This is a genomic window from Rhodococcus sp. NPDC003318, from assembly GCF_042879035.1.
GTDB lineage: Bacteria > Actinomycetota > Actinomycetes > Mycobacteriales > Mycobacteriaceae > Rhodococcus_G.
Window position 1 is genome coordinate 383,413 of record NZ_JBIAOU010000003.1, and the last position, 22,256, is coordinate 405,668.

Below are 22,256 nucleotides of genomic sequence, written 5' to 3' on the forward strand. Positions count from 1 at the left end.
AGCCGCTGTCAGTTCACTGCGAAACGCCGAGGCGGACGGGCCACAGCCCGTCCGCCTCGGCGCATTCTCGTTCGGTCCGCCGGCGCCCTCAGGCCGTGGCGCTCTGGTGGCCGAGAGCGAGACCTTCTCGGGGCCAGTCGAACCGGAGCAGCTTGCCCGTGCTCGACGCGGTGACGTACGCCGTCCGCATGTCCGGCCCACCCCAGCAGATGTTCGTGATGCCGGGGTCGCCGTCGGTGTCGATGGCGACGAACTCGACCAGCGCTCCGTCCGGGCTGACCACGCAGATGCCCGGCGTGGCCAGCGACGCGACACAAACGTTTCCGTCGGCCTCGACACCGAGCGAGTCGAAGTAGCGGAAGTCGGGTGATCCGTACAGGAAGTTGCCGCCGCCGGAACCGGCGAGGGTACGGCCACCGACGATCTCGCCCGGGCCCGTGACGTCCCACCACCACACCCGTGCCGTGTAGGTCTCGCTGACGTACAGTCGGGTCCCGTCGGGGGAGAGACCGATTCCGTTGGGGCCGTTCATGTCGTCGGCGACCTTCCGGATGGACGTGCCGTCGGCGGTGGCGTAGTACAGGCGGCCGCGATCACTGACCAGGTCGTTGCTCTTGCCGTGGTCGGTGAAGTAGAACCCGCCGTGCGCGTCGAAGACGATGTCGTTGGGGCCGCGGAGCGCAAGACCGTCGCACTCGGTGTAGAGCGTCTCGACCTCCCCCGTGTCGAGGTCGACGGCCTGGATGCTGCCGCCGGTGTAGTCCTCGGGGATGCCTCCCGCGAAGACGTAGCCGTACACCTCGGTACCGATCATGCCGCCGCAGTTGGCGACGTAGGCGCGACCGTCGGGCCCGATCGCGGCGCCGTTCGGGCCGCCACCGAGATCGGCGACCACCGTGGTGGTGCCGTCGGGGGAGACGCGGGTGAGGGTGCCGCGGAGCAGTTCGACGACCAGGACGTCGCCGTTCGGCAGTGCGACCGGACCCTCCGGGAACTTCAGTCCGGTGGTGACCACGGTGAAGGACATGGTGACTCCAGTGTTCGGGGATTGGGCTTCGGGCGTTCGGGATTCGGCCAGGCAGCCGTCACAGCCACGGCGCGGCGCCGGGATCGCGCAGCAGCCTGCGGGCGGTGGACATGCGGTGCACCTCGTCGGGTCCGTCGTAGACGCGGGCGTAGCGAGCGTGCCGGTACATCCGCTCGAGCGGCGTGTCCGCGGTCAGGCCCAGTGCTCCGTGGACCTGGATGGCGCGGTCGATGACGTTGTGCACCATCCGAGCGCCCCAGAACTTGATCAGGCCGATCTGGACGCGGGCGTCCGCCCCGGAGTCCATGACCCGGGCCGCGTCCAGCGTCATCAGACGCGCCGCCTGGATCTCCGCGGCGGATTCGGCGATGTAGCGCTGGATCTCGCCCTTCTCGGCGAGCAACGATCCGTGCACGAACCGGGTGTTCGCGCGCGCACACATCAACTCGTACGCCCGCTGCGCCTGTCCTAGCCAGCGCATGCAGTGGAAGATGCGGCCGGGGCCGAGTCGGTCCTGCGCGACGACGAAACCCTTGCCGCGTTCGCCGAGCAGGTTCGCGGCGGGTACCCGGACGTCGGTGAGACGGACTTCGTAGTGGTCGCTCGGGTCGTGGCCCATCGTCGGAATCGACCGGACGATGTCGAATCCCGGGGTGTCGGTCGGCACGATGATCGAGCTGATCCGCGAATGGCGTGGCACGTCGTCGGATTCGGTTCGGGCGAACACCGAGCAGTACCCGGCGTCCGCGACACCGGTGGTGAACCACTTGTGCCCGTTGATCACCCAGGTGTCACCGTCGAGTACGGCCGTCGTCTCGATCAGCGTGGGGTCGGAGCCCGCGACCTCGGGCTCGGTCAGTCCCACCGAGGGCAGGAAGTCGCCGGCGACCAGCGGGGGAATCCACCGGCGCTTCTGCTCCTCGGTGCCGTGCTTGCGGAGCATCAGGGTGTCCTGCATGGACACCGAACCGACCGCGAGCTGGCCGAAGTCGGAGCGCCCGATGATCTCGTTGAGGTAGACGAAGTCGAGGAAGTCGACACCTCCGCCCCCGACGTCGGACGGGTGCCCGAGGGCCCACAGTCCGAGCTCCTTGGCCCGCGTGCGTAGTTGGTCGAGAACCCGGCGCGCGTCGTCGTCCTCGCGGACGAGCGCGGACTCGGCGGGGATCACCTCGTCGTCGATGAACGAGCGCATCCGGTCGCTCAACTCGGCGACGTGGCCTTCGGGACGGTTGGTGTTCATGCTCGCTGCTCCGATGCTCGATGCGTCGCGGTGTGGTCCTGCAGGGGCCGGATGGCGGCCGAGTCGACGTATTCGTCGATACGGGTGATCAGTCCGTCCGAGACCCGGACGAACAGGGCGGCGGGCACCTCGATCGGGCCGTGCCCCGGCAGGGTGGCACGCAGAACGTGCTGCTGCGCAAAGCCGTCGGGCAGTTCGTGACGGCGGATGTCCTCGTACCGGAAGTTCTCCAGCGTCCGCGACAGCCAGCGCAGGACGCGGAGGTTCTCCGCCACGGTCTGCTCGAGGCCGTCGTCGTTGTGCCAGATGCGCGCCTGCGGCGCGTACATGTCGATCAGTGCCGCGTCGTCGCCGGCACAGACGGCGGCGAAGAAGCGGTCGGCGAGGTCGTTCATGCGAGAAGTACTCTCCTCATGTCGGTTACACGGGATCCGGCTCCAGGCCGAGTGCGCCGAGGCACATCAGATCGAGGGTGTCGAGCAGGGCTGCCTCGTTCGCCTCGTCGCCCTGGATGAGCCAGAGGTACAGGGTGTGGTCCACCATCGCCGCCATGGTGCGGGCGGCGAGGGTGGGGTCGAGCTCGGCACGCACGAGGCCTTCCTCCTGCCATCGGGCGATGGCTCGTGCGGTGCGTTCGGTCAGTTGACGGCGGTGCTCGTGGCGCAGCTCGCGGAACTCGTCGTTGAACGTCGCGACCTGCTCCACGATCGCCATCAGGCGGGCGTTGCGCCGGTAGGCCTGGTAGTACGACCGGTTCGACGCCACGAGCCGGGCCGCGGGGGAGAGGGTGGCGTCGGTGGGTTCGCGACGGTGCACGTCTTCGAACAGTCGGGTGCTCAGTTCGCGGAAGACGTCTTCCTTCGACTCGAAGTACCGGTAGAAGGTTCCGTAGGAGACGTTCGCCTCCTGGCTGATCTGCTCGACCCGGGCGTCGGGGAACCCGACCGTCTCGAAGACGGTGCGCGCGGCGTCGAGCAGCGCGTCACGGGTCTTGCGTCCCCGCGCGGTCAGGGTCTCGACCGGCGCGGGCACGGACGGGGTGTTGACAGATGACTTGGCCACGGTCAAACTATCCAATAAGATGACATGACTGTCAAGTCATGTTTCCCCCGGCTTCGCTGCATTCACGCCGCTGAAAACTCATCGAAGGACCGAAATGACGTCTTCCAATCCCAAGTTCGAGCTTCGTGGGATCAATCACCTCGCGTTGGTGTGCGCGGACATGAAGCGCACCATCGACTTCTACACCGGAATCCTCGGGATGCCGCTGATCAAGACCCTCGACCTGCCGGGTGGTCTCGGTCAGCACTTCTTCTTCGACTGCGGCAACGGCAACACCGTCGCCTTCTTCTGGCTCGCGGACTCGCCCGACGCCGCCCCCGGCATCGCCGCACCGAAGGGCAGACCCGACGAGGGCGAACTCGCCAGTGCGATCGGCTCGATGAACCACGTCGCGTTCGCGGTGCCGCCGGAGAAGTTCGACGAGTACCGCGCACGGCTCGAGGCCGCGGGCGTCGAGGTCAGCCGCATCCTCAACCACGACGACAGCCCGCAGGGCGTGTCGAAGGACGTGCACGCCGGCACCTTCGTCCGCTCGTTCTACTTCCAGGACCCCGACGGAGTCCTTCTCGAGTTCGCCTGCTGGACCCGCGAGTTCACCGAAGCCGACGTGGCGCACGAGCCGCGGACCGCCGCCGACCGTAAGACGCCCAGCGCCTCCTGACCCCGAGCCGCAACGAAAGGATTCCGACATGCCCCGACTTCGTGAGGTCCCCCGCGCCGAGGTGACCGACGAGAAGATCCTCTTCTTCTACGACCGGCTGTTCGGGCCGGACAAGGATCCCGCCGTCGACCACGGCACCATCCACTACACGCCCGGCGACTGGTGGACCGTGTTCGCGCAGTCCCCGACCGTGTTCCGGCACGCGGTGCGCGGCTTCCAGCTGTACCGGAACGCCGAACTCGATCCGCTGCTGCGCGAACTCGGACAGGCGCGGGCCGGCTACGCGCGCGGCAGCCAGTTCGTGTTCTCCCAGCACTGCAAGCAGATGCGCTCCCTCGGGATGAAGGAGGAGAAGATCGCCGCACTGCCGCACTGGCAGGTCAGCGACCTGTTCTCCGAGCTCGAGCGGGCCGTGCTGGCCTACACCGACGGGCTCGTCTACGACAGCGGGCGCGTGCCCGACGAGGTGTTCGACGTCCTCAAGGCGAACCTGTCCGACGCCGAGATCCTGGAACTGACCTACATCACCTGCATGTACGACATGCACGCCACGATGTGCCGAGCGCTCAAACTCGAGTTCGACGACCGGCCCGAACCGATCGAGGAGGTCCGGGTGCCCGAGGGTGTCGAGGTCGCGGACCTGTCGGCGGACCTGGCCGGCGAGTGATCTCCCCGTGAGTCTTTTCGGCCCGCTGGCGGACCGAAAGGACTCACGGGTCGCTCGGATCACCGCGCGGGCAGTACGTGCGGGTTGAGCATCGTCGCGGGGTCGAGTGCGGCGCGGATCGAGCGCATCACCTCGAGGTCGACCTCGGTGCGCCCGAGACCGACCCACGCCGCCTTCGCCCGTCCGACGCCGTGCTCGGCGCTGATACTGCCCTCGTGCCGCGCGACCCGGCGCAGCACCAGGTCGGTGATCGCCTCCCGCTGACCGACGGCGACGTCGAGCAGGTTGACGTGAACGTTGCCGTCGCCCAGATGGCCGAAGCAGATCGCGCGGACCGCCGGGAACGCCGCGGCGAGGTCGTCCCGTAGGGCGGTGAGGAACGGTTCGATCTCCCGCAACGGCGTGGAGATGTCGAGTTTGACCGGCGGCGTGGAGGATTCAGCGCTGACCGCCTCCGTGTGGCTCTCGCGGTACTGCCACAGCCGGTGCGCCGGACCCGCTTCGACCGCGGCGCCCCGGACCGCGGTACCGGCATCCTCGAGGACGGAGAACAGCGCCGCCTGGGCCTCGTCGCCGCCGGAGACCTCGACCAGAAGGTAGAACGGAGCGTCGACGTCGAGCGGGGCGCGCAGGTCGCGGTGACCGCGGACCAGTGCGACTCCGGCGCGGGTCATCAGTTCCGCGGCCTCGAGGGTCAGCCCCGCCCGCTGCAGGCCGTCCACCAATCGCAGTGCGGCACGAACGGATTCCGCACCCACCAGCGCGACCTGAGTTTCCGAGGGCGGCACGATCAGACGCATCAGGACGCGGGTGACCACGGCCAGCGTGCCCTCCGACCCGGCGAGCAGCCCCGGCAGGTCGTAGCCGACGTTGTCCTTGGTCAGTTCCTTCCATCGGGTGAGGACCCGGCCGTCGGAGAGCACCGCCTCGATGCCGAGGAGCTGGCTGCGGGTGTTGCCGTTCTTGATCACCCGGATGCCGCCCGCGTTGGTGGACACGATGCCGCCGAGGGTCGCCGAGTCGCGCGACGCGAGGTCGACTCCCAGGTCGAGTCCGTGCTCCCGGGCGGCCTGCTGGGCGCGCGCGACCGTGACACCGGCGCCGGCGGCGAGGGTGCGACCGACCGGGTCGACCTGCTCGATCCCGGTGAGCCGCGCGGTGCTCAGCACCACCTCGCCGTGCATGGGGATCGACCCGCCGACCAGTCCGGTGTTGCCGCCCTGGGGGACGACGGCAACTCCCGCACGGTGACAGGCCGCCAGCACGGCGGAGACCTCGGCGGTGTCCGCGGGACGGACCACCGCCACGGTGTGGCCGGTCCAGTGTCCCGTCCAGTCGGTGACGTACCCGGCGACGACGTCCCGGTCGGTCAGGACCTGGGCTGCGCCGACGATGGACGCGAGCTCGTCCACGAACGACTGCGTGTGCACTGCCATGACGCACATCCTCCTCGCCCGGCGGCTCCGCCGCCCGTGCGCGATTTCGGTCGTGGAAGCTGCCAAACCCGCGCACAGACGCCGCAGGCGCCTATCGTGGTGGCGTGGCGCACACCGAGGGAACGTTCACCGGCAATCACGGCACCCGGATCGACTACGACGTCTGGACGCCGGACGGCGATCCCGTCGCGATCCTGGTGCTCGCTCACGGTCTCGGCGAGCACAACCGCCGCTACGACCACGTCGTCGCCCGGTTGGTCGACGTCGGTCTCGTCGTGTACGCACCCGACCACCGCGGCCACGGCCGCTCCGGCGGCAAACGCGTCGAACTCAAGGACTGGCGCGACTTCACCGACGACCTGCACCGCGTGTTCGACATCGCCCGCGACGAGCACCCGGGGCTGCCCGTGTACCTGCTCGGGCACTCCATGGGCGGGGCGATCGCCCTCGACTACGCACTCGACCACCAGGACGACCTCGCGGGCCTGATCCTGTCCGGCCCGGCCGTCGACGTCACGTCCGGCACGCCCGCCATCGTCGTCACCCTCGGCAAGATCATCGGCAAGTACCTGCCGGGGCTGCCCGTGGAGACGCTCGACGCCAACCTCGTCTCGCGCGACCCCAAGGTCGTCGCCGCGTACAACGCAGATCCGCTCGTGCACCACGGCAAGGTCCCGGCCGGCATCGCCCGCGGCATGATCCTCACCGCGGAGTCGCTACCCGACCGACTGCCCTCGCTGACGCTGCCGCTGCTGCTGCTGCACGGCGAGAAGGACGGACTCGCCGCCGTCAGCGGGAGCCGGACCATCGCGTCCACCGCGGGGTCCTCGGACCTGACCTACCACGAGTACGAGGGCCTCTACCACGAGGTGTTCAACGAACCCGAGCAGGAGAAGGTGCTGGGCGACGTCGTCGACTGGCTGCGCGGCCACCTCGACTGAACCGCCGGTTCGCCCGCGAAGGTCGGGCGCAACTCGGTAGCGTCCGGTGTCGTGTCCCGAGTGATCCATCGGCAGGTGTCGGTGAACGGCATCGATCTGCACGTCGCCGAGCAGGGCGAGGGGCCGCCGGTGGTGCTGTGCCACGGCTTCCCGGGGCTGTGGTTCAGTTGGCGGCACCAGCTCGACGCGCTGTCGCGGGCCGGATACCGCGTGATCGCCCCCGACATGCGCGGCTACGGCCGCAGCAGCGCCCCGCCGGATGCGAGCGCCTACGACCGCGAGCACACCGTCGGCGATCTGGTGGGCCTGCTCGACGCCCTCGACGTCGAGCGGGCGGTGTTCGCGGGCCACGACTTCGGTGCGCACCTGGTGTGGGACCTGCCCGCGTGGGCGCCCGGGCGGGTGCGGGCACTGATGCAGCTCAGCGTCCCCGCACACCACGTCTGCCGGTACGGCCCACCGTCGGGTTCGCATACCTGGCGTCCCAGCACTTCGCCCACGTGCACTACTTCCAGCAGGTCGGCGTCGCGGACGCCGAACTCGGCGGGCGGCCACGCGAATTCCTCACGAAGATCTTCCACGCCCTGTCCGGGGCCAACCGGTACCTGGACTGCTGGGAGTTCCCGTCCGAGGGCAACGGCTACCTCGACGTCCTCCCCGACCCGCCCGCGCTGCCGTGGCCCTGGCTCGGCGACGCCGAATTGGATTACTACGTGGACGAATTCAGTCGCACCGGCTTCACCGGCGGGCTGAACTGGTATCGCGCCGAGGACGCGGTGTGGGCGCAGAACGAGGCCCTGCACGACGTCCCGATCGACGCGCCGACCGTGTTCGTCGCCGGAGCCGCGGACCCGGTGCTGGAGATGACGGGACGAGATCCGTTCGGCGCCATGCGCGCACTCGTCCCGGGCCTCGTCGGCGCCCACGTCATCGCCGGCGCCGGTCACTTCGTGCAGATGGAGAAACCCGACGAGGTCAACGCGATCTGGCTCGACTTCCTCGCCGGTCTCGAGGACTGACCGCACGACCAACCGACCAGACGCCTCCTGCCACCCCGGGCTGAAGGCCACCTTCGGTCTCCTGGTCGAGATGAAGGTGGCCTTCGGCCTCGTGGACGAGGTGAAGGTGGCCTTCGGCCGCGAGCGGGGGTGGCTACTTGATGGTGGCCAGCGAGGCGAGGGTGGCGGAGCACGCGTCCGCGACCTCGGCGCCCTTCTTGTCGAAGTGCGCGGTGAAGAAGTCGGCGTGGTCGGCGTGATCGTGGAAGTGGTGCGGGGTGAGCACCGCCGAGAACACCGGGACGTCGGTGTCGAGCTGCACGCGCATCAGCCCGTCGATAACGGCGGTCGCGACGAACTCGTGCCGGTAGATGCCGCCGTCCACGACGAGGCCTGCGGCGACGACGGCGTCGAAGCGTCCGGTGCGGGCGAGGCGCTGGGCGTGCAGCGGGATCTCGAAGGCGCCAGGCGTCTCGAAGAACTCGACGGCAGCAGGGTCGTGGCCGAGCTCGCGCCAGCGGGCGACGAACGCATCCCGCGCGTGATCGACGATGGACCGGTGCCAGGTGGCCTGGACGAAGGCGATGGTCGTCATGGGCAAAATGCTAGACGCGGTGCTTCTCGGCCACCACTTCGGGCGGGCGTAATTTTCACCTCGGATTCCGGGAAATATTGTCCGAAGGAACTTTTCGTAACCGTCACCGACCCGTTGCTACGGTGGGACGCATGGACAAGCCCGACGTGACTCTCGAGAACTCCGACGCCGTCTACGACTACTACCTCGGGCACCAACAGAACCGGATGCTGGCGAAGGCGGCGTACGCGACACTGGCGGCGAGGTTCCGGCCGCGGGTCCGGTACGCCGACGGGGCGCGGGAGAAGATCCATGAGCTCGTGCGGTCGCACACCAGCCTCGTGCTGTCGGTGAACCACCTGTCGGAGTCCGATCCGTACACGGTCGCGGCGGCGGCGTGGCGCAGCCCGCTGCGCGCGGTCATCGGTCGGACCCGGGTTCTCGCGAAGGACGAACTGTTCGCCGAGCGTTCGATGCGGAACCGGATCGACCTGATGGGCTCGATCCCGGTGTTCCGCGGCAAGAACCACGGCATGCGCGCCGTCAACGCCGCGGGCCAGCGGATGATGGACGTGTGCGCCGAGCGGATGCGCAGCGGTGACAGCATCGCGATCTTCCCCGAGGGCACCTGCAACGAGGGTGATCCGACGCGGCTGCAGTCCGTCGGCAGCGGGGTCGGGCACATCACCAGCCGGGCGATGCGACTCGGCGTCACGCCCGTGCTGCTGCACATGGGCATCTACTACGGCGCCTCGGCCGCCGACGGCGTGCGCGACGCGAGCGTCTACTTCGACGTCCCGGTCGCCGACGTCCCCGACAAGCCGGCCGCGATCGCCCGTCTGGTGCACGACCGGTTGCAGGACGCCGTGGACGGCGCGGTCGCCCGGTACCGAGTCGCCGGTACCGAGGCCCGGTACCGAGCCGGCCGGTGCTGACGGGCGAAGGCGCCGCGGCGGCCGTCGGTACACTGGCGGCGACCGTCTGGAGGACGAACATGCAGCAAGTGGATGTGACCGCACTGGAGGAGGCGCTCGCCGCGGGCGCCCCGCTGATCGACGTGCGCGAGGCCGACGAATTCGCGGAGGCGCGGGTGCCGGGCGCGGTGCTCGTTCCGCTCAGCCAGTTCACGGCGCGGCTGGACGAAATCCCTTCGGCGGACACTGTGTACGTGATCTGTGCGATGGGCGGACGCAGTGCGCAGGCCACGAACTACCTCAACGCGACCGGCGTCAACGCCGTCAATGTCGCGGGCGGCACCCAGGCGTGGATCGCGTCCGGGCGCGCCGTCGACAGCGGCGCCTGAGAGCCGGTCCGGGCCGGTGCGTCAGCGCCAGGCCCGGTCGTACCGGTTGATCTCGGCCTCACGGGCGGCGCGCCGCCTGTCGTTGTCGAGGTCCATCGGCAGCCCGTTCTTCTGCAGCCGCCGCGCCCGGTTCTGGTGGATGTACACCACCGAGTAGAAGACGGCCAGCGACAGGCCGAGCAGCACCATCGACGCTCGCAGCCACAGCGGCCCGGGGAAGAACAGGAACGCCACGTACAGCGGGATGAACGGCACCTGCGCGCGGATCAGGTGCCGGACCAGATAGTGATCGCCGGTGATGTCGTTCAGGACCCAGTCGTTCAGGGTCTCGGGTAGCCTCGCGCCGAACGCGTAGGCGATCCACTGCAGCGGGTTGGGCCGGGTGACGCCCATTCTTCCGGTCATTTCTCCAGTGCTCCTGCCTGCAGTGCCGCGTTGTTGATGTCGGTGAGGACCCGGTGCAGCTCCTCGAGCTGCGGCAATCCGACGCCGAGTGCCTCGACGACCGCCGGCGGGATCTGCAGCGCGTCCTCGCGCAGCGCGCGTCCGGCGTCCGTCAGGTCGACCACCAGAGCCCGTTCGTCCTCGGCGCTGCGCGTGCGGGTGATCAGACCGGACGCCTCGAGCCGCTTGAGCAGCGGCGACAGGGTGGGTGAATCCAGTTGCAGCGCAGAGCCGATCGCCTTCACCGACATGGGTGCCTCGCCCCAGAGCGCGAGCATCACCAGGTACTGCGGGTGCGTCAACCCCATAGGTTCGAGGAGGGGGCGGTAGACGGAGAGCACCGCGCGGTTCGCCACGGCCAGTGCGAAGCAGACCTGGCGGTCCAGGGCGAGCGGGTCGGTGTCGGTGGTGGTCACAATTCGAAGCGTACACGAATAAATCGTGCATTAACTAAATGACTCGGAGTAGCGTCCGCAATCGCCTCGGCGGGAGGCGGCCGTCGTCGGATCAGGCGTGTACGTTGCGGACGCCGACGGCAAAGCGCAAGCCCGAGCAGTTGTAGCACCCCACGCACCCGACGCACCGCGTGCACCCCACGCAAGCCACGCACGCGATGCAACGCTTGCAGAACGCGCACGCCGCACATGCGATGCTCCCGGCAACCCCGAGTGACATTGCGGTGACGATACTTCCGGCAACGGCGGCGCTGCCGGCTGTGGCGATCGATCCGGCTACGGCGGTACTGGCCACGGTGGCTGCCGAGCTGGCCACACCGGCACTGGCCACGGTGGCTGCCGAGCCTGCGACGGCGGTGCTCGCGACCGTGGCTGCCGAGCCGGCCACGGCTGAGCTGGCCACACTGGCTACCGACCCGGCCACTGCGGTGCTCGAAGTTCCGGTTTCGCAGTCGGCGGGGCTGCCGTCGCTGCCGAGAGATGTGACCATGGCATTCATCCTCAGTTCATGGCACAACCGCAATTTCGCGCCACCGACACCTCGGTCGTCGGCGCACCACCGCGGAGAAGGCCCGACTGCCACCACCGCTGGCGGTCTGTCCGCGTCTCGATCCGGTGGAGGGCAGCGTGGCCGCGTCGGGCTGTGGTAAACGGTACCGGCGACGGTGATTGCGTGTGAGTCCTTTCGCGATCTTCGGGGTCTAAGGCTCCGGCATGTTGTCCAAGGCGGTTGCGTGATCCTTCCGTGACGTTCGCATCGAAAGGGGGTGGCCCCGCGCGACAAAGTGAGTGATACTTGAAGTGACACACATCTGACGGAGGGTGGCGCGGTGAACCAGGACACGCAGTACGACGCGGTGATCGTCGGCGCGGGATTCGGCGGCATGGGCGCCGCGATCGTCCTGAACCGGCTGGGGATGACGAACCTCGCCATCCTCGAACGCGAGAACGACCTCGGCGGGACCTGGCACGTCAACCGCTATCCGGGGCTCGCGGTCGACATCGCGTCCGTGACGTACTCCTACTCCTTCGAGCCCAACCCGTACTGGTCGCGACTGTTCGCGCCCGGCGCCGAGCTCGAGCGCTACGCCGACCACGTCGCCGACAAGTACGACCTGCGGCGGTACATGAGCTTCGGCGCCGTCGTCTCCGGCGCCCGCTGGGACGAGGACGCGCGGCACTGGGTGGTTGCGGTGGACGGGCGGGAGCCGGTGACTGCCCGGTACCTGCTCACCGCGACGGGATTCCTGTCCCAGCCGAAGATGCCGGACATCGATGGCATCGACACCTTCGCCGGCCGGGTCGTGCACACCACCGCCTGGGACGGCGACATCGACCTCGCCGGAACCCGGGCCGCGATCATCGGTACCGGCGCCACCGCGGTGCAGTTGATACCCGGGGTCGCCCGCGAGGCCGCCGCGCTGACCGTGTAACAGCGGACGCCGATCTGGGTGGTGCCGAAACCCGACGCGCCCATTCCCGCTGCGGTGCAACGACTCTTCGCGCGGTTCCCCGCCACCCAGCGGGCCGCGCGGGCCGTCAGCGACGGGCTGCTCGAGGGGATCATGGTCAGCGCCGTCCTGCACTACCGGCAGGCCAAACTGCTGAACAAGGCCGCCGCGGCGGCGTCCCGGCTGTTCCTGCGCACCCAGGTGCGCGACGCGGACCTCCGACGCAGACTGACCCCCGACTACGACTTCGGGTGCAAGCGTCCGACGTTCTCCAACAGCTACTTCCGCACCTTCACCAAGCGCAACGTCGACCTCGAGACCACGTCCATCGAACGGATCGAGGCGGACGGCATCGTCACCGTGGACGGCCGCAAGACCGAGATCGACACCCTGATCCTCGCGACCGGATTCAACCTGTGGGACGTCAACTTCCCGGCCATCGAGGTGATCGGACGGGACGGGCAGAACCTCGGGAAGTGTTGGCGGGACAACCGGTTCCAGGCATACGAGGGCGTCGCGGTGCCGAAGTTCCCGAACTTCCTGACCCTCGCGAGCCCCTACTCGTACAGCGGGCTGTCGTACTTCACCACCATCGAGTCCCAGATGACGCACATGACGCGGCTGTTCGGCGAGATGCGACGCCGCGGCGCCGACGAATTCGAGGTGACCGAGCAGGCCAACGCCCAGTTCCTGGACCGGATGACCGCGAACCTCGAGGACTCGGTGTTCTACAACGGTAGTTGCGGCACCTCCCGCAGCTACTACTTCAACCCGCAGGGCGAGGCCGCGCTGCTGCGGCCGACGTCGACCACCAGTGCGTTCAAGGAGGCCGACTCGTTTCCCCTCGACGACTACGTGCTGAGCTCGGCGGCTGTCGTGGGCTGAGTCCGGGACGGTACGCGGTCGGGCACCCGTCACGCCCCGATCTCCCGGCATTCACCGTGGCGCGGAGGTGGCGCGGGCGATGACGGACTTCGTGGCGTCGATGACCGAGTCGGGGCGCTGGGTCTGGACGTAGTGGGTGGTGCCGGGGACGGTGACGATTTCGGCACCAGGAACGCCGGCGGCGAACGCGGCCTGCGACCGAGGCCAGGTGTCGTTGACCTTCTGCAGCGACTCCGCGGTCACGTTCGGCGGCAGCGGATCGGGTATCGGGTTGGGTTCGCCCCGAACCATGACAACGACCGGGATCGCAGGCAGCGGCGGCGCGGCCTCGATCCGATCGAACAACTCGTCCACGCTGTAGGCCTCGGCCTGGTAGCCGGACGGGTAGGAGTCCGGTGACATCCGGAGGTCGGCGAACAGCGCCCACTCCTGCGGTGCGAGCATCGACCGCAGTTCCGGCTGCGCGGCGTCGACAGTCACCAGGCCCTGCACCTCGCCGGGGTGGGTGCGAGCGTAGAGCAGACTCAGCGCACCACCGAGCGAGTGTCCGACCAGGACGAACGGCCCTTGTTCGCCGGCGGTGGCGAGCAGTTCGTGCAGTTCGGCGACCACATCGGCGGTGTTCCGGGGCATCGGTACCTGGTCACTGCGACCCGGACTGTCGACGGGTGAGGGGACGACCGTGCCGTCGGAGTCCGTGGTGGTGAGCAGGGCCCCCGGGCGGTCGTAGGCGCACACCCGGGTGTACGCGGACAGCCCTGGGAGCACCGCGGGCGGGTACGCCTCCGCGAGACTCCAGACGTCGGCGGCGTTGCCGTAACCCGACTGCAGGACCACGGTGGGGCTGCCGGTGCCGCGGCACTCCAGGTACAGCTCGCGGCCGTCGTCGAGGCGGACCGTCCCGGTGAAGTCGCGCCCGGCGACCTCCGGCGTCGTGGTGTCGACACCGCAGGACGTCAGGGCGGAGGCCAGGAGGACCGCCGCGGACGTAGTGGTCAGGAAACCACCGCGATCGGACGTCGGGCACCTCCGGTATCGGGAGGACATGTGGTTGGGTCGGACGTCGAGCGGCGACCACCCCGGAACCGACTCTAGCGGACGCGGATGCGGTGCAGGCGTGAACGGCGAGCAGGCCACGGTGCTCGACGAGGGCAACAGTGATTCCGGCCTGTGCACTGCCGTGCGCTGTCGGCCGGCGACGGCATTCGGGATCTCGAGGACCGACCCGGTGTGCGTCGTCACGGAACCGGCTGCGCGGCGCGAGTTCCCGGCCGGGGGGCGAGATCATTCGCCGACGCGCAGTAGGTACGTCCGGCTCGATTCGCCACACCTGGCCGCCGAAGTGGACCGGTGAGGACAGGTGACCGACGGAGCGATGAGCGCGGGAACACTGCGCTGACACCAGCATTGGGGTCGCGTGCGGCGGGGTTCGACCCGAGGATGACGAACCGCCTGGGTGGTCAGGGTGATTTCGCGTCTCGGGCACCCGGCTCTCGGACACCCGCCGGGGTCAGGCCACCGAGGCGCGTCGCCGGCGTCGTGCCTGCCAGCGGGCCGCGACGAGGCCGTGCCGGGGACCGAACAGGTAGACGACGGTGAACAGGATGCCCTGCGCGAGCACGACCATGCCGCCGGGGGAGGTGTCCTGATAGTAGGCGACGTACAGCCCGACGACGCCGCACACCGCCGACGTGGCGGGTGCGATGAGCAGCATCCGGCCGAACCGGTCGGTGAGCAGGTAGGCGGTGGCACCGGGGATGATCAGCATCGCCACCACCAGCACCACCCCGACCACCTGCAGCGCCACCACGCACGTCAACGCGAGCAGTCCCAGCAGCACGGCGCCGAGCACGCGCGGGTTGAGCCCGATCGCGCGGGCGTGGATCGGGTCGAACGCGTACAGCGTGAAGTCGCGGCGCTTCAGGACGAGCGCGGCGAGCACGATGGCGCCGAGGATCGCGATCTGGATCAGGTCCGACGTCGAGACACCGAGCAGGTTCCCGAAAATGATGTGGTTCAAATCGGTTTGGCTGGGCGTGACGGAGATGAGCACCAACCCGAGCGCGAACAGGGTGGTGAACACGATCCCGATCACCGCGTCCTCCTTCACCCTGCTGGTGTCGCGGACCACGCCGATCAACGCGACCGCGAGGAACCCGAAGACGACGGCGCCGATCGCGAACGGCGCACCGACGACGTAGGCGAGCACGACGCCGGGCAGCACCGCGTGCGAGACGGCGTCACCCATCAGCGACCAGCCGATCAGCACCAGCCAGCACGACAGCACGGCGCACACGACCGACGCGATCAGCGTCGCGGCGAGCGCCCTCGTCATGAACGAGTACGCGAACGGGTCGAGCAGGAGATCGAGGAGGTTCACCGGACCGGGCCTTCCAGCGGGTCGATTCCGAATGCGCGGACGAGGTTCTCGGGGCGAAGGACCTCGTCGATGTCGCCGTCGGCGAGGATCTTTCGCATCAACAGCACCGCGCGGTCGGCGAGCTGCGGCAGGGCCTGCAGGTCGTGCGTGGACACCAGCACCGCCGTCCCCGCCGCGGACAACTCGCGGAGCAGTCCGGTGATCGTCTGCTCGCTGCGCTTGTCGACACCGGCGAACGGCTCGTCGAGCAGCAGCACCGACGCCTCCTGCGCGATCGCGCGGGCGACGAAGGTGCGCTTGCGTTGCCCGCCGGACAGCTGCCCGATCTGCCGGTCCTGCAGGTCGGCGAGGTGGACGCGTTCGAGGGCGACGTCGACGGCGTCGTGGTCGCGGCGCCGGGGTCGGCGGGTGAAGCCGAGGCGGCCGTAGCGGCCCGTCATCACGACGTCACGCACCGACAGCGGGAACGCCCAGTCGATCTCCTCGGACTGCGGTACGTACCCGACCGTGCCCGCCTTGCGCGCCGTGGCGGGGGAGCCGCCGGCGATCTCGACGGTTCCGGTGTCGGGCCGGATCATGCCCATCACGGTCTTGAACAGCGTCGACTTCCCGGAGCCGTTCATGCCGATCAGTCCACAGATCGACGCGGGCGCCAGCTCGAGGGAGACGTGGTCGAGGGCCTGCACCTGCCCGTAGTGCACGGTGACCCCCTCGACCCGCACCGCGGGTGCGGCGGTGACGGTCACGGCGCACCCGTCCCGGTCAGTGCCGCCACGACGGTGTCCGCGTCGTGCCGGATCAGATCGAGGTACGTCGGCACGGGTCCGCCCACGTCGGACAGCGAGTCGACGAACAGGGTGCCGCCGAACCGGGCGCCGGTCGCGGACACGACCTGCTGCATCGGGGCGTCGGACACCGTCGACTCGCAGAACACCGCCGGCACCGCGTTGGCCTTGACGAACTCGATCGCCGACGTCATCTGCTGCGGGGTCGCCTGCTGCTCGGCGTTGACCGGCCAGATGTACTTCTCACTCAGTCCGGTGTCGCGCGCGAGGTACGAGAAGGCTCCCTCGCAGGTGACGAGGGCGCGCTGCCGCTCGGGGAGCGAGGCCAGTTCGGTGGTCATCTCGTCCTGCACCTGCTGCAGCTGCTGCTTGTAGGCGTCGCCGTTGGCGGCGAACTCGGCGGCGCCGGCGGGGTCGAGGTCGGTGAACGCCGCGACGAGGTTGTCGACGTAGGTCTGCACGTTGGCCGGGCTCATCCACGCGTGCGGATTGGGTTTGCCCGCGTACGCGTCGGACGCGATGTCGATCGGCCGCACCCCGTCGCTGGCGACGACCCGCGGCACGTCGAGGTCGTGCACGAACTGCTCGAACCATGCCTCGAGGTTCAGCCCGTTGTCCACGATCAGATCCGCGGACGCGGCGCGCCGAAGGTCGCCCGGGGTGGGCTCGTAGCCGTGGATCTCAGCGCCCGGCTTGGTGATCGACTCCACGGTCAGCCGGTCACCCGCGACGTTGCCGGCGATGTCCGCGAGCACGGTGAACGTCGTCAGCACCACGGGCCGGTCGTCGTCGGCCTTCACCTGGCCGCAGCCGGTGAGGGCGGCGATGCACAGGGCCGCCGCTCCGACGAGCGCGGCTGCCCGTCCACGCGTCAGCGGTCGAGCGTGGACAGGGCGAAACATTGGCATAGCGAGATCATAAGTTCGGGTGGCCGAACAATTCAATTGGGCTGGTTGCGCACCCTGAGGTGCGCCGGTCCACCGCCGCGGTCGATACAGTTCCGAGAGCCGCCGCTGCCTCGAAGAGCAAGGACCGTTATGACCTCCATCCACCCGTCTGCCCGCGACGAGAGCTTCGCGGAACTGCAACGGGACCCGTTCTTCGAGGTGGTCACCGATCTGATCGCCGACTACCTCGGCGACGCGTTCGCCGACCCGGCGGGCGGCGAGGTGGACCGGTGGACGCTCAGCGCGCTGCCCCCGGTCGACGCGACCGCCGACCGGCATCGGCTGTTCTCCCTCCACGTCGGGCCGGTGGAGGTGCTGTACGTCGAACGGTTCCTCGAAGGAGGCGAGATCGTGGACTACCGCGTCGTGCTCTGCACCTCCAGGTCCGAGCTCACCGCCGGGGCGGATCTGGACGACCTCCTCGTGCGGTACCCGCTGCTGCGCGTGACCCCCACCGACGCGGCGGGGGCGGACGCTGTGCTCGTCGACTGGTTCGTCTCCGACGACGGCGCCGACGACCAGTTCTTCGACCTGCCGCTCGCCGCGGCGATCCGTCCCTTGGCCGAGCATCTCGCCACCGAGGGCCGTGGACCGTACGCACAACTCCACAACCGGGCCTTCGCGGCGCACGTGCTCGGGCAGGTGGCCGCGCAATGACCGGCGTCAGGTTGCCGCGTGTGCTGCGCGACGGCGACGACGACGCGGCCGTCGACGTGTTGCAGGAGTACTTCACCCGCAGGGTCGTCAAGACCGGCTACCTGCGCCCGGGTGCGCTGTGGGACACCTGGGATCCGAGCGGTCGCCGCGCCGCCGACCGCGACACCTTCACCTCCGACGACCTCGTCGCCGTGACGTTGCTGTCGGTGCAGGTGCCGGCGCAGGGGGCCGTCGCCCTGCTCGGCGAGGCGGCACCCGCGCTGAGCGCGTTGCTTGCGGACGTCGGACCGGACCGGGATCTCGCGGACGAGGACGCGGCGCTCACCGAGGACGCACCGATCGTGCGTCTGGAAACCGCGCTGCGGGAGGTCCACGGCATCGGCCGCATCACCGCGTCCAAACTGATCGCGCGCAAGCGCCCGCGCCTGTACCCCGTCTACGACGACGTCATCGGCCGTGAACTGTGGGTCAGGGCCGAGTACCTCGAACCGCTGCGACGTGCGCTGCGCGAGGACGACCGCGCCCTGCACCGCCGGCTGACGGATCTGCGGGACCGGGCCGGACTCGGCGACACAGTGCCCGCGCTGCGCGTCCTCGAGGTCCTGGCGTGGATGCAGGGCAAGAAGTACGTGCCGCGCACCGCCGGCTGACACGCCGCGATCGGCGAGAGACGCCCGATCGGCGCGTGCGCCGGGGACAATACGACGCGGACCGGAGGACGCTCGGGTCGGTGGGCAGCGGTGCGTACCCACCCGACTCCCATGGATCGATCGAGGACTCACGGTGACAGGCAACTCGGTACGCGGCGCGGTGCCGCACAGCGTCCACGACGCCATCGACGCGAACGGATGGACCGTCCGGGCGGCGTCGCGACAGGGGCTCGCCCGCAGCGAGCGAGGCCACCCCCGGCAGGACGCCTACGCACTGCGTCACGGCGGCGGCCGGATCGCCGTCGTCGTCTGCGACGGGCTCGGCGCGATGCAGTACTCCCACCTCGCCGCGGCCGCGGCCAGCGCCGCACTGGCCGAGCACCTGCTCACCGCGGACCTCGAGGTGTCCGGCGACTGGACCGACCACCTGCGGGTCGCGTCGCTCGCCGTGACGCGGGCCGCGGGCAGGCTGCTCGGCGATCGTGCACCGAGTTTCGACGCCGTCGCCGAGCTCATGGCCACCACCCTCACCGCGCTCGTCGTCGAAGACATCGAGAGCCCGGGGCGGTGGCTCGCGCACACCGTCACCGTCGGCGACAGCAGCGCGTGGTGGCGACGCACCCGCACCGGCGGACTCGACTTCGAACCGTGGCTGCTGATGTCCGGCGGCCGGCTCACCCGCCACGAGATCGCGACCTCCCGCGCGCTCGCCCTGCCCCTGCCCGACGACGCCGTCGTCACCGGCGCCAGCTACGAAATCGGCCGCGAAGAACTGCTGATGGTGTGCAGCGACGGCGTCGCCGACGCCTTCGAGGACGGCGGCAGCTCCGTCGCCGCCGCCTTCGCCGCCGGCTGGAACAACCCACCCCGCCTCAGCGACCTCGCCGACCGGATCGCCTTCGACTCCGGCGACCACCTCGACGACCGCACCGTCGTCGCGGTGTGGACGCCGCGCTGATCGAACTGCCGAACCTGCTGCGCGCCATCCAGTTCCATCCACACTCGGAGGCACTGCCGAGCGAATCGTTGTGACCGGGGTGGCCATCGGCGGCCGCACCCGGATCCGATCCGGACGTGTGGCTCCTGATGCTGTATGCGTCGACCCTCTATCGGGACAACGGAGCGCTGTGCAACGGCGGCATCGATCCCGTCGACCTGTCCGTGGACAACCCGCGCAACCGGCTGATGCGCACCCGGCTCGCGATCGCTGCGTCGCGCATCCGTGAAGCGACCCTCGCTACCCGCGGCCGACCCCCCGCCGCGACCCTCGTGCAGTCCGGGGCCTCGCCTGGCAGATCGGCCGCGGCGAGGCCCCGAGTGGTAGCCGACAAGGAGTCGATCTCACGATGCCGAATGCCGGATCGGTTGTGTCCGGCGTTGGTGGAGCTGCTCTCGGGGCCGGTGTCAGTCGGTGTTGTTGATCCAGAGGTCCTCGGGAAGTATCGATCCCATGCCGTACTGCCGGATTCCGCCGACGTTGCCGTTTGCGACGAAGCCGGGCGCTGAGCGGGTGTAGAAGATGACCGGATTCAGTTCGACGAGACGTTGCTGGACCACTTCGTATGCCGCGTCGCGTTCCGTCTGGTCCTGCGAGGCCAGTGCTCGGTCCAGAGCCGCGTCCATCTGCGGATCCTTGACCCCGCTGTAATTTCCCGGAGAGTCGCCGTGGAGGCCGAACCACAGCCGGGGTTCCGGGTCGCCGGCGAAAACGACGGCGTTCGTGATCACGTCGTAGTCCATCCGGCCGAGGATCTGCCCGACCTGAGCGAAATCGATGGTCCGCACGTTGACGGTGACGTGGTTCAGGGTGCTCAGCTGTGTCTGGATCGCCTCACCCAGTGACCTGCCCGATGGGTACAGCGAGAGGGTGAAGTTGAGCGGTTTGCCCTCGGCGGCGAGCTCGTCGAGGAGGCGCTGCGCCTCGGCGCGATCCTGCTCGGCGAGGGGAATGTCCTTGTAGAACGGCGATGACTCGTCGAACAACGTCGTCGGCAGTTCGCCTGCACCGTTGTAGACCGCGTTGTTGATGCCGTCGAGGTCGAGGGCGATTGCGAACGCCTTGCGGGCACGTACGTCGTCGAATGGTGCCTTGGTGCTGTTCAGCACCAAGGCGGTGCCGCCGCCGGTGGGTACGACCGCGTTCTGCAGTCCAGAATCGTTCGCCTTGGTGATGTTCGTCCAGTTGCCTTCCATGGAGAGGTCGGCGCCGCCGCTGGTGAGGGTGTTGTAGCGCTGATCGGCGTCGCCGATTGCGCGGATTTCGAGCTTGTCCAGGTGTGGGAGCGGTGCGTCGTAGTACTTCTCGTTACGGGCCAGCTTGATGACGTCCTGGCGCGACCACTGTTCGAGGGTGTACGGCCCCGCGCCGATCGGGTTGCTGTCGATGGACTGCTGACCACCCTGCAGTGCGGCGGGGGAGGCGATCCAGTTCATCGACGTCTGCAGAACGGCGTTGGCGTAGTTCGGGACCGCCTCGACGAGTGTGACCTCGAGGGTGCGGTCGTCGACAATGCGGCTGCTTTCGATCAGCGCGGCCTGCGGCTTGTCCGGTGAGGCGGTGGCTGGTTCTTTGATACGGTCCCAGCCGAATTTCACGGCCTCGGCGTTGAAGGGGGTTCCGTCCGAAAACTGGACGCCGTCACGGAGGGTCAGGGTGAACGTCTTTCCGCCATCTTTGGTCGAGAAGTCCTCAGCGAGCTTGTATTCGATCTCACCGGTCTCGGCGTTGTCGATCATCAGAGTGCCGTAGAGCGCATTTCCGAGGACCGGGGAGTTTGCCCATGAGTTGGCGATAACGGCTGGGTCGAGGCTGCGAGGCTCGGCCTGCTCGATGATCAGTCCGGTACCGCCGTCAACCGGCTCGCCGGAGGGGCCGGTCGCGGTAGTGGAAGTGTCAGAATTTCCATTGCCACAAGCGCTCAACGCCATCAGTGCTGCTGCAGCTGCGGCGACCGCCGCCAGCGTACGTCTCTTCGGGATCACTGTGGACCTTTCGTGGTTCGAGAGGATTCCGTCAGACGCAGGGTGCATCTGTCAGATATGCGGGAACGAATCGCGTATGAAGGTGGACGTGAAACTCAGGGGGAGTAAGGGGATCTGACCCGACGACCAACTAATGCAGTGAACGGCGTCTTCGGCATGATCAAACACTCCTCGCGCCGGTTCGGCCTCAGTAGGCCTTTGCGCCGGGAGTAATCATGGCCTGTTACCTAGGTAACATAGTGCTCTAGGTCACTATTGGCAAGCCGATCTCGAAGGCCTTGGGCGACGATTCGTAAGGGCTCCCAGGCGCATCGATTTCGATACTCGGAATGGCTGCCGGATTAGATCTCCTCCTGCATTGCCGAGGTGATGCCGCCACGTCCGGAGGATGGCCGATTCCCGGGGAGGGATTCCGAATTGGTATGTGCTCGACCGGTGTCGGCCTCATTCCATTGATTCGAACGGCCGCTCATCAATCGATATGGGTGGGGCCACATCCCTTGTTGCCAGGTTGGTGGAGATATGTTCGAAAGCACCTCCGGCCCGAGCAGCTCAAATCCACTTCGAGAAGGGATCGTGTGTGTTCAGCGCGCTCGAGGAGGCCCGGAATGATGTCGAGTTGGTCGAGAGTACCGCCGCATTCGGCGTTACACCTCTCAGCTCCGCCGCTCACACTCGGCTCCGAACCCGTGGAGTTGAAGCCGCCGG

The 22,256-nt window shown here is 68.7% G+C and carries 22 protein-coding genes and 2 pseudogenes; 11 read left to right on the forward strand and 13 right to left on the reverse strand.

All coding sequences use genetic code 11. The features are described from left to right. Positions 1–88 precede the first annotated feature (88 nt). Genes ACFYVR_RS09210 through ACFYVR_RS09225 form a run of 4 tightly spaced genes read right to left on the reverse strand, consistent with a single transcriptional unit; the run spans position 89 to position 3,332 of the window. A complete protein-coding gene (locus ACFYVR_RS09210) occupies positions 89–1,027 on the reverse strand; it encodes an SMP-30/gluconolactonase/LRE family protein (protein ID WP_387471923.1) in 939 nt (312 codons plus the stop codon). Between the two features lie 58 nt (positions 1,028–1,085). Next, the gene (locus tag ACFYVR_RS09215) at positions 1,086–2,270 is read right to left on the reverse strand and encodes an acyl-CoA dehydrogenase family protein (protein WP_387471925.1); all 1,185 of its coding nucleotides are present in this window, start codon (positions 2,268–2,270) and stop codon (positions 1,086–1,088) included. After that, the gene (locus tag ACFYVR_RS09220; protein WP_387471927.1) at positions 2,267–2,665 is read right to left on the reverse strand and encodes a nuclear transport factor 2 family protein; all 399 of its coding nucleotides are present in this window, start codon (positions 2,663–2,665) and stop codon (positions 2,267–2,269) included. The genes ACFYVR_RS09215 and ACFYVR_RS09220 overlap by 4 nt, the downstream gene beginning before the upstream one ends. A 25-nt stretch (positions 2,666–2,690) precedes the next feature. Then, on the reverse strand, positions 2,691–3,332 hold the full coding sequence (locus ACFYVR_RS09225) for a TetR/AcrR family transcriptional regulator (protein WP_387471929.1): 642 nt from the start codon (positions 3,330–3,332) through the stop codon (positions 2,691–2,693). A 94-nt stretch (positions 3,333–3,426) separates the two neighbouring features. Between ACFYVR_RS09225 and ACFYVR_RS09230 the strand changes: the two genes are divergently transcribed. Together ACFYVR_RS09230 and ACFYVR_RS09235 are read left to right on the forward strand one after the other, a co-directional pair. After that, positions 3,427–3,993, forward strand: a complete 567-nt coding sequence (locus ACFYVR_RS09230; RefSeq protein WP_387471931.1) for a VOC family protein — start codon at positions 3,427–3,429, stop codon at positions 3,991–3,993. A 28-nt stretch (positions 3,994–4,021) separates the two neighbouring features. Then, a complete protein-coding gene (locus ACFYVR_RS09235; protein WP_387471933.1) occupies positions 4,022–4,660 on the forward strand; it encodes a carboxymuconolactone decarboxylase family protein in 639 nt (212 codons plus the stop codon). 59 nt (positions 4,661–4,719) lie between these two features. On the opposite strand, the gene ACFYVR_RS09240 is transcribed toward ACFYVR_RS09235, so the two are convergent. Then, positions 4,720–6,096 carry an FAD-binding oxidoreductase gene (locus tag ACFYVR_RS09240; protein ID WP_387471935.1) on the reverse strand — a complete coding sequence of 459 codons (1,377 nt, stop codon included), beginning with the start codon at positions 6,094–6,096 and terminating at the stop codon, positions 4,720–4,722. A gap of 104 nt (positions 6,097–6,200) precedes the next feature. Between ACFYVR_RS09240 and ACFYVR_RS09245 the strand changes: the two genes are divergently transcribed. Together ACFYVR_RS09245 and ACFYVR_RS09250 are read left to right on the forward strand one after the other, a co-directional pair. Next, positions 6,201–7,037, forward strand: a complete 837-nt coding sequence (locus ACFYVR_RS09245) for an alpha/beta hydrolase (protein WP_387471937.1) — start codon at positions 6,201–6,203, stop codon at positions 7,035–7,037. Between the two features lie 51 nt (positions 7,038–7,088). Next, a pseudogene (locus tag ACFYVR_RS09250) lies at positions 7,089–8,056 on the forward strand (alpha/beta fold hydrolase). Positions 8,057–8,189: 133 nt separating this feature from the next. Here ACFYVR_RS09250 and ACFYVR_RS09255 read toward each other — a convergent pair. Next, on the reverse strand, positions 8,190–8,630 hold the full coding sequence (locus ACFYVR_RS09255) for a 6,7-dimethyl-8-ribityllumazine synthase (protein WP_387471939.1): 441 nt from the start codon (positions 8,628–8,630) through the stop codon (positions 8,190–8,192). 131 nt (positions 8,631–8,761) lie between these two features. Between ACFYVR_RS09255 and ACFYVR_RS09260 the strand changes: the two genes are divergently transcribed. After that, a complete protein-coding gene (locus ACFYVR_RS09260) occupies positions 8,762–9,544 on the forward strand; it encodes a lysophospholipid acyltransferase family protein (protein WP_387471941.1) in 783 nt (260 codons plus the stop codon). A gap of 59 nt (positions 9,545–9,603) precedes the next feature. Then, positions 9,604–9,912: a rhodanese-like domain-containing protein gene (locus ACFYVR_RS09265; RefSeq protein WP_387471943.1), complete on the forward strand. Its 309-nt coding sequence runs from the start codon at positions 9,604–9,606 to the stop codon at positions 9,910–9,912. A gap of 21 nt (positions 9,913–9,933) precedes the next feature. Here the strand turns inward: ACFYVR_RS09265 and ACFYVR_RS09270 are convergent, their stop codons facing one another. Together ACFYVR_RS09270 and ACFYVR_RS09275 are read right to left on the reverse strand one after the other, a co-directional pair. Beyond that, a complete protein-coding gene (locus tag ACFYVR_RS09270) occupies positions 9,934–10,317 on the reverse strand; it encodes a DUF5313 family protein (RefSeq protein ID WP_387471945.1) in 384 nt (127 codons plus the stop codon). Next, positions 10,314–10,772 (reverse strand): MarR family winged helix-turn-helix transcriptional regulator, encoded by a 459-nt coding sequence (locus ACFYVR_RS09275; protein WP_387471948.1) that lies wholly within the window; start codon positions 10,770–10,772, stop codon positions 10,314–10,316. Before ACFYVR_RS09275 ends, ACFYVR_RS09270 begins: the two co-directional genes overlap by 4 nt. 197 nt (positions 10,773–10,969) lie before the next feature. On the opposite strand from ACFYVR_RS09275, the gene ACFYVR_RS09280 reads away from it, so the two are divergent. Both ACFYVR_RS09280 and ACFYVR_RS09285 read left to right on the forward strand, forming a co-directional pair. Then, positions 10,970–11,461, forward strand: a complete 492-nt coding sequence (locus ACFYVR_RS09280) for a hypothetical protein (protein WP_387471950.1) — start codon at positions 10,970–10,972, stop codon at positions 11,459–11,461. Positions 11,462–11,641: 180 nt separating this feature from the next. Then, positions 11,642–13,147: pseudogene (locus ACFYVR_RS09285) on the forward strand (flavin-containing monooxygenase). 51 nt (positions 13,148–13,198) lie between these two features. Here the strand turns inward: ACFYVR_RS09285 and ACFYVR_RS09290 are convergent. From ACFYVR_RS09290 to ACFYVR_RS09305, 4 genes are all read right to left on the reverse strand, one after another. Continuing rightward, positions 13,199–14,194 (reverse strand): alpha/beta fold hydrolase, encoded by a 996-nt coding sequence (locus tag ACFYVR_RS09290; protein ID WP_387471952.1) that lies wholly within the window; start codon positions 14,192–14,194, stop codon positions 13,199–13,201. A 463-nt stretch (positions 14,195–14,657) separates the two neighbouring features. Next, positions 14,658–15,527 (reverse strand): metal ABC transporter permease, encoded by an 870-nt coding sequence (locus tag ACFYVR_RS09295; RefSeq protein WP_387471954.1) that lies wholly within the window; start codon positions 15,525–15,527, stop codon positions 14,658–14,660. Continuing rightward, on the reverse strand, positions 15,524–16,273 hold the full coding sequence (locus ACFYVR_RS09300) for a metal ABC transporter ATP-binding protein (protein WP_387471957.1): 750 nt from the start codon (positions 16,271–16,273) through the stop codon (positions 15,524–15,526). The genes ACFYVR_RS09295 and ACFYVR_RS09300 overlap by 4 nt, the downstream gene beginning before the upstream one ends. Beyond that, a complete protein-coding gene (locus ACFYVR_RS09305) occupies positions 16,270–17,214 on the reverse strand; it encodes a metal ABC transporter substrate-binding protein (RefSeq protein ID WP_387472041.1) in 945 nt (314 codons plus the stop codon). The genes ACFYVR_RS09300 and ACFYVR_RS09305 overlap by 4 nt, the downstream gene beginning before the upstream one ends. Positions 17,215–17,349: 135 nt before the next feature. On the opposite strand from ACFYVR_RS09305, the gene ACFYVR_RS09310 reads away from it, so the two are divergent. The 3 genes from ACFYVR_RS09310 to ACFYVR_RS09320 all read left to right on the forward strand — a co-directional run bounded on the left by ACFYVR_RS09310 (position 17,350) and on the right by ACFYVR_RS09320 (position 19,524). Next, positions 17,350–17,916, forward strand: coding sequence for a hypothetical protein (locus tag ACFYVR_RS09310; RefSeq protein ID WP_387471959.1), 567 nt, complete (start codon positions 17,350–17,352; stop codon positions 17,914–17,916). Then, positions 17,913–18,566, forward strand: a complete 654-nt coding sequence (locus ACFYVR_RS09315; protein WP_387471961.1) for a DUF6308 family protein — start codon at positions 17,913–17,915, stop codon at positions 18,564–18,566. Before ACFYVR_RS09310 ends, ACFYVR_RS09315 begins: the two co-directional genes overlap by 4 nt. A gap of 133 nt (positions 18,567–18,699) precedes the next feature. After that, positions 18,700–19,524, forward strand: a complete 825-nt coding sequence (locus ACFYVR_RS09320; protein WP_387471964.1) for a protein phosphatase 2C domain-containing protein — start codon at positions 18,700–18,702, stop codon at positions 19,522–19,524. 446 nt (positions 19,525–19,970) lie between these two features. Here ACFYVR_RS09320 and ACFYVR_RS09325 read toward each other — a convergent pair whose 3' ends face one another. Then, positions 19,971–21,302, reverse strand: a complete 1,332-nt coding sequence (locus ACFYVR_RS09325; protein WP_387471966.1) for an ABC transporter substrate-binding protein — start codon at positions 21,300–21,302, stop codon at positions 19,971–19,973. Between the last annotated feature and the right edge of the window lie 954 nt (positions 21,303–22,256).

What these genes read in the sequence shown, in the direction of transcription:
- ACFYVR_RS09210 (WP_387471923.1), bottom strand. Translation starts at nt 1,027, where the DNA reads ATGTCCTTCACCGTGGTCACCACCGGACTGAAGTTCCCGGAGGGTCCG.
- ACFYVR_RS09215 (WP_387471925.1), bottom strand. Translation starts at nt 2,270, where the DNA reads ATGAACACCAACCGTCCCGAAGGCCACGTCGCCGAGTTGAGCGACCGG.
- ACFYVR_RS09220 (WP_387471927.1), bottom strand. Translation starts at nt 2,665, where the DNA reads ATGAACGACCTCGCCGACCGCTTCTTCGCCGCCGTCTGTGCCGGCGAC.
- ACFYVR_RS09230 (WP_387471931.1), top strand. Translation starts at nt 3,427, where the DNA reads ATGACGTCTTCCAATCCCAAGTTCGAGCTTCGTGGGATCAATCACCTC.
- ACFYVR_RS09235 (WP_387471933.1), top strand. Translation starts at nt 4,022, where the DNA reads ATGCCCCGACTTCGTGAGGTCCCCCGCGCCGAGGTGACCGACGAGAAG.
- ACFYVR_RS09240 (WP_387471935.1), bottom strand. Translation starts at nt 6,096, where the DNA reads ATGGCAGTGCACACGCAGTCGTTCGTGGACGAGCTCGCGTCCATCGTC.
- ACFYVR_RS09255 (WP_387471939.1), bottom strand. Translation starts at nt 8,630, where the DNA reads ATGACGACCATCGCCTTCGTCCAGGCCACCTGGCACCGGTCCATCGTC.
- ACFYVR_RS09260 (WP_387471941.1), top strand. Translation starts at nt 8,762, where the DNA reads ATGGACAAGCCCGACGTGACTCTCGAGAACTCCGACGCCGTCTACGAC.
- ACFYVR_RS09265 (WP_387471943.1), top strand. Translation starts at nt 9,604, where the DNA reads ATGCAGCAAGTGGATGTGACCGCACTGGAGGAGGCGCTCGCCGCGGGC.
- ACFYVR_RS09270 (WP_387471945.1), bottom strand. Translation starts at nt 10,317, where the DNA reads ATGACCGGAAGAATGGGCGTCACCCGGCCCAACCCGCTGCAGTGGATC.
- ACFYVR_RS09280 (WP_387471950.1), top strand. Translation starts at nt 10,970, where the DNA reads ATGCAACGCTTGCAGAACGCGCACGCCGCACATGCGATGCTCCCGGCA.
- ACFYVR_RS09290 (WP_387471952.1), bottom strand. Translation starts at nt 14,194, where the DNA reads ATGTCCTCCCGATACCGGAGGTGCCCGACGTCCGATCGCGGTGGTTTC.
- ACFYVR_RS09305 (WP_387472041.1), bottom strand. Translation starts at nt 17,214, where the DNA reads ATGTTTCGCCCTGTCCACGCTCGACCGCTGACGCGTGGACGGGCAGCC.
- ACFYVR_RS09310 (WP_387471959.1), top strand. Translation starts at nt 17,350, where the DNA reads ATGACCTCCATCCACCCGTCTGCCCGCGACGAGAGCTTCGCGGAACTG.
- ACFYVR_RS09315 (WP_387471961.1), top strand. Translation starts at nt 17,913, where the DNA reads ATGACCGGCGTCAGGTTGCCGCGTGTGCTGCGCGACGGCGACGACGAC.
- ACFYVR_RS09325 (WP_387471966.1), bottom strand. Translation starts at nt 21,302, where the DNA reads ATGATCGACAACGCCGAGACCGGTGAGATCGAATACAAGCTCGCTGAG.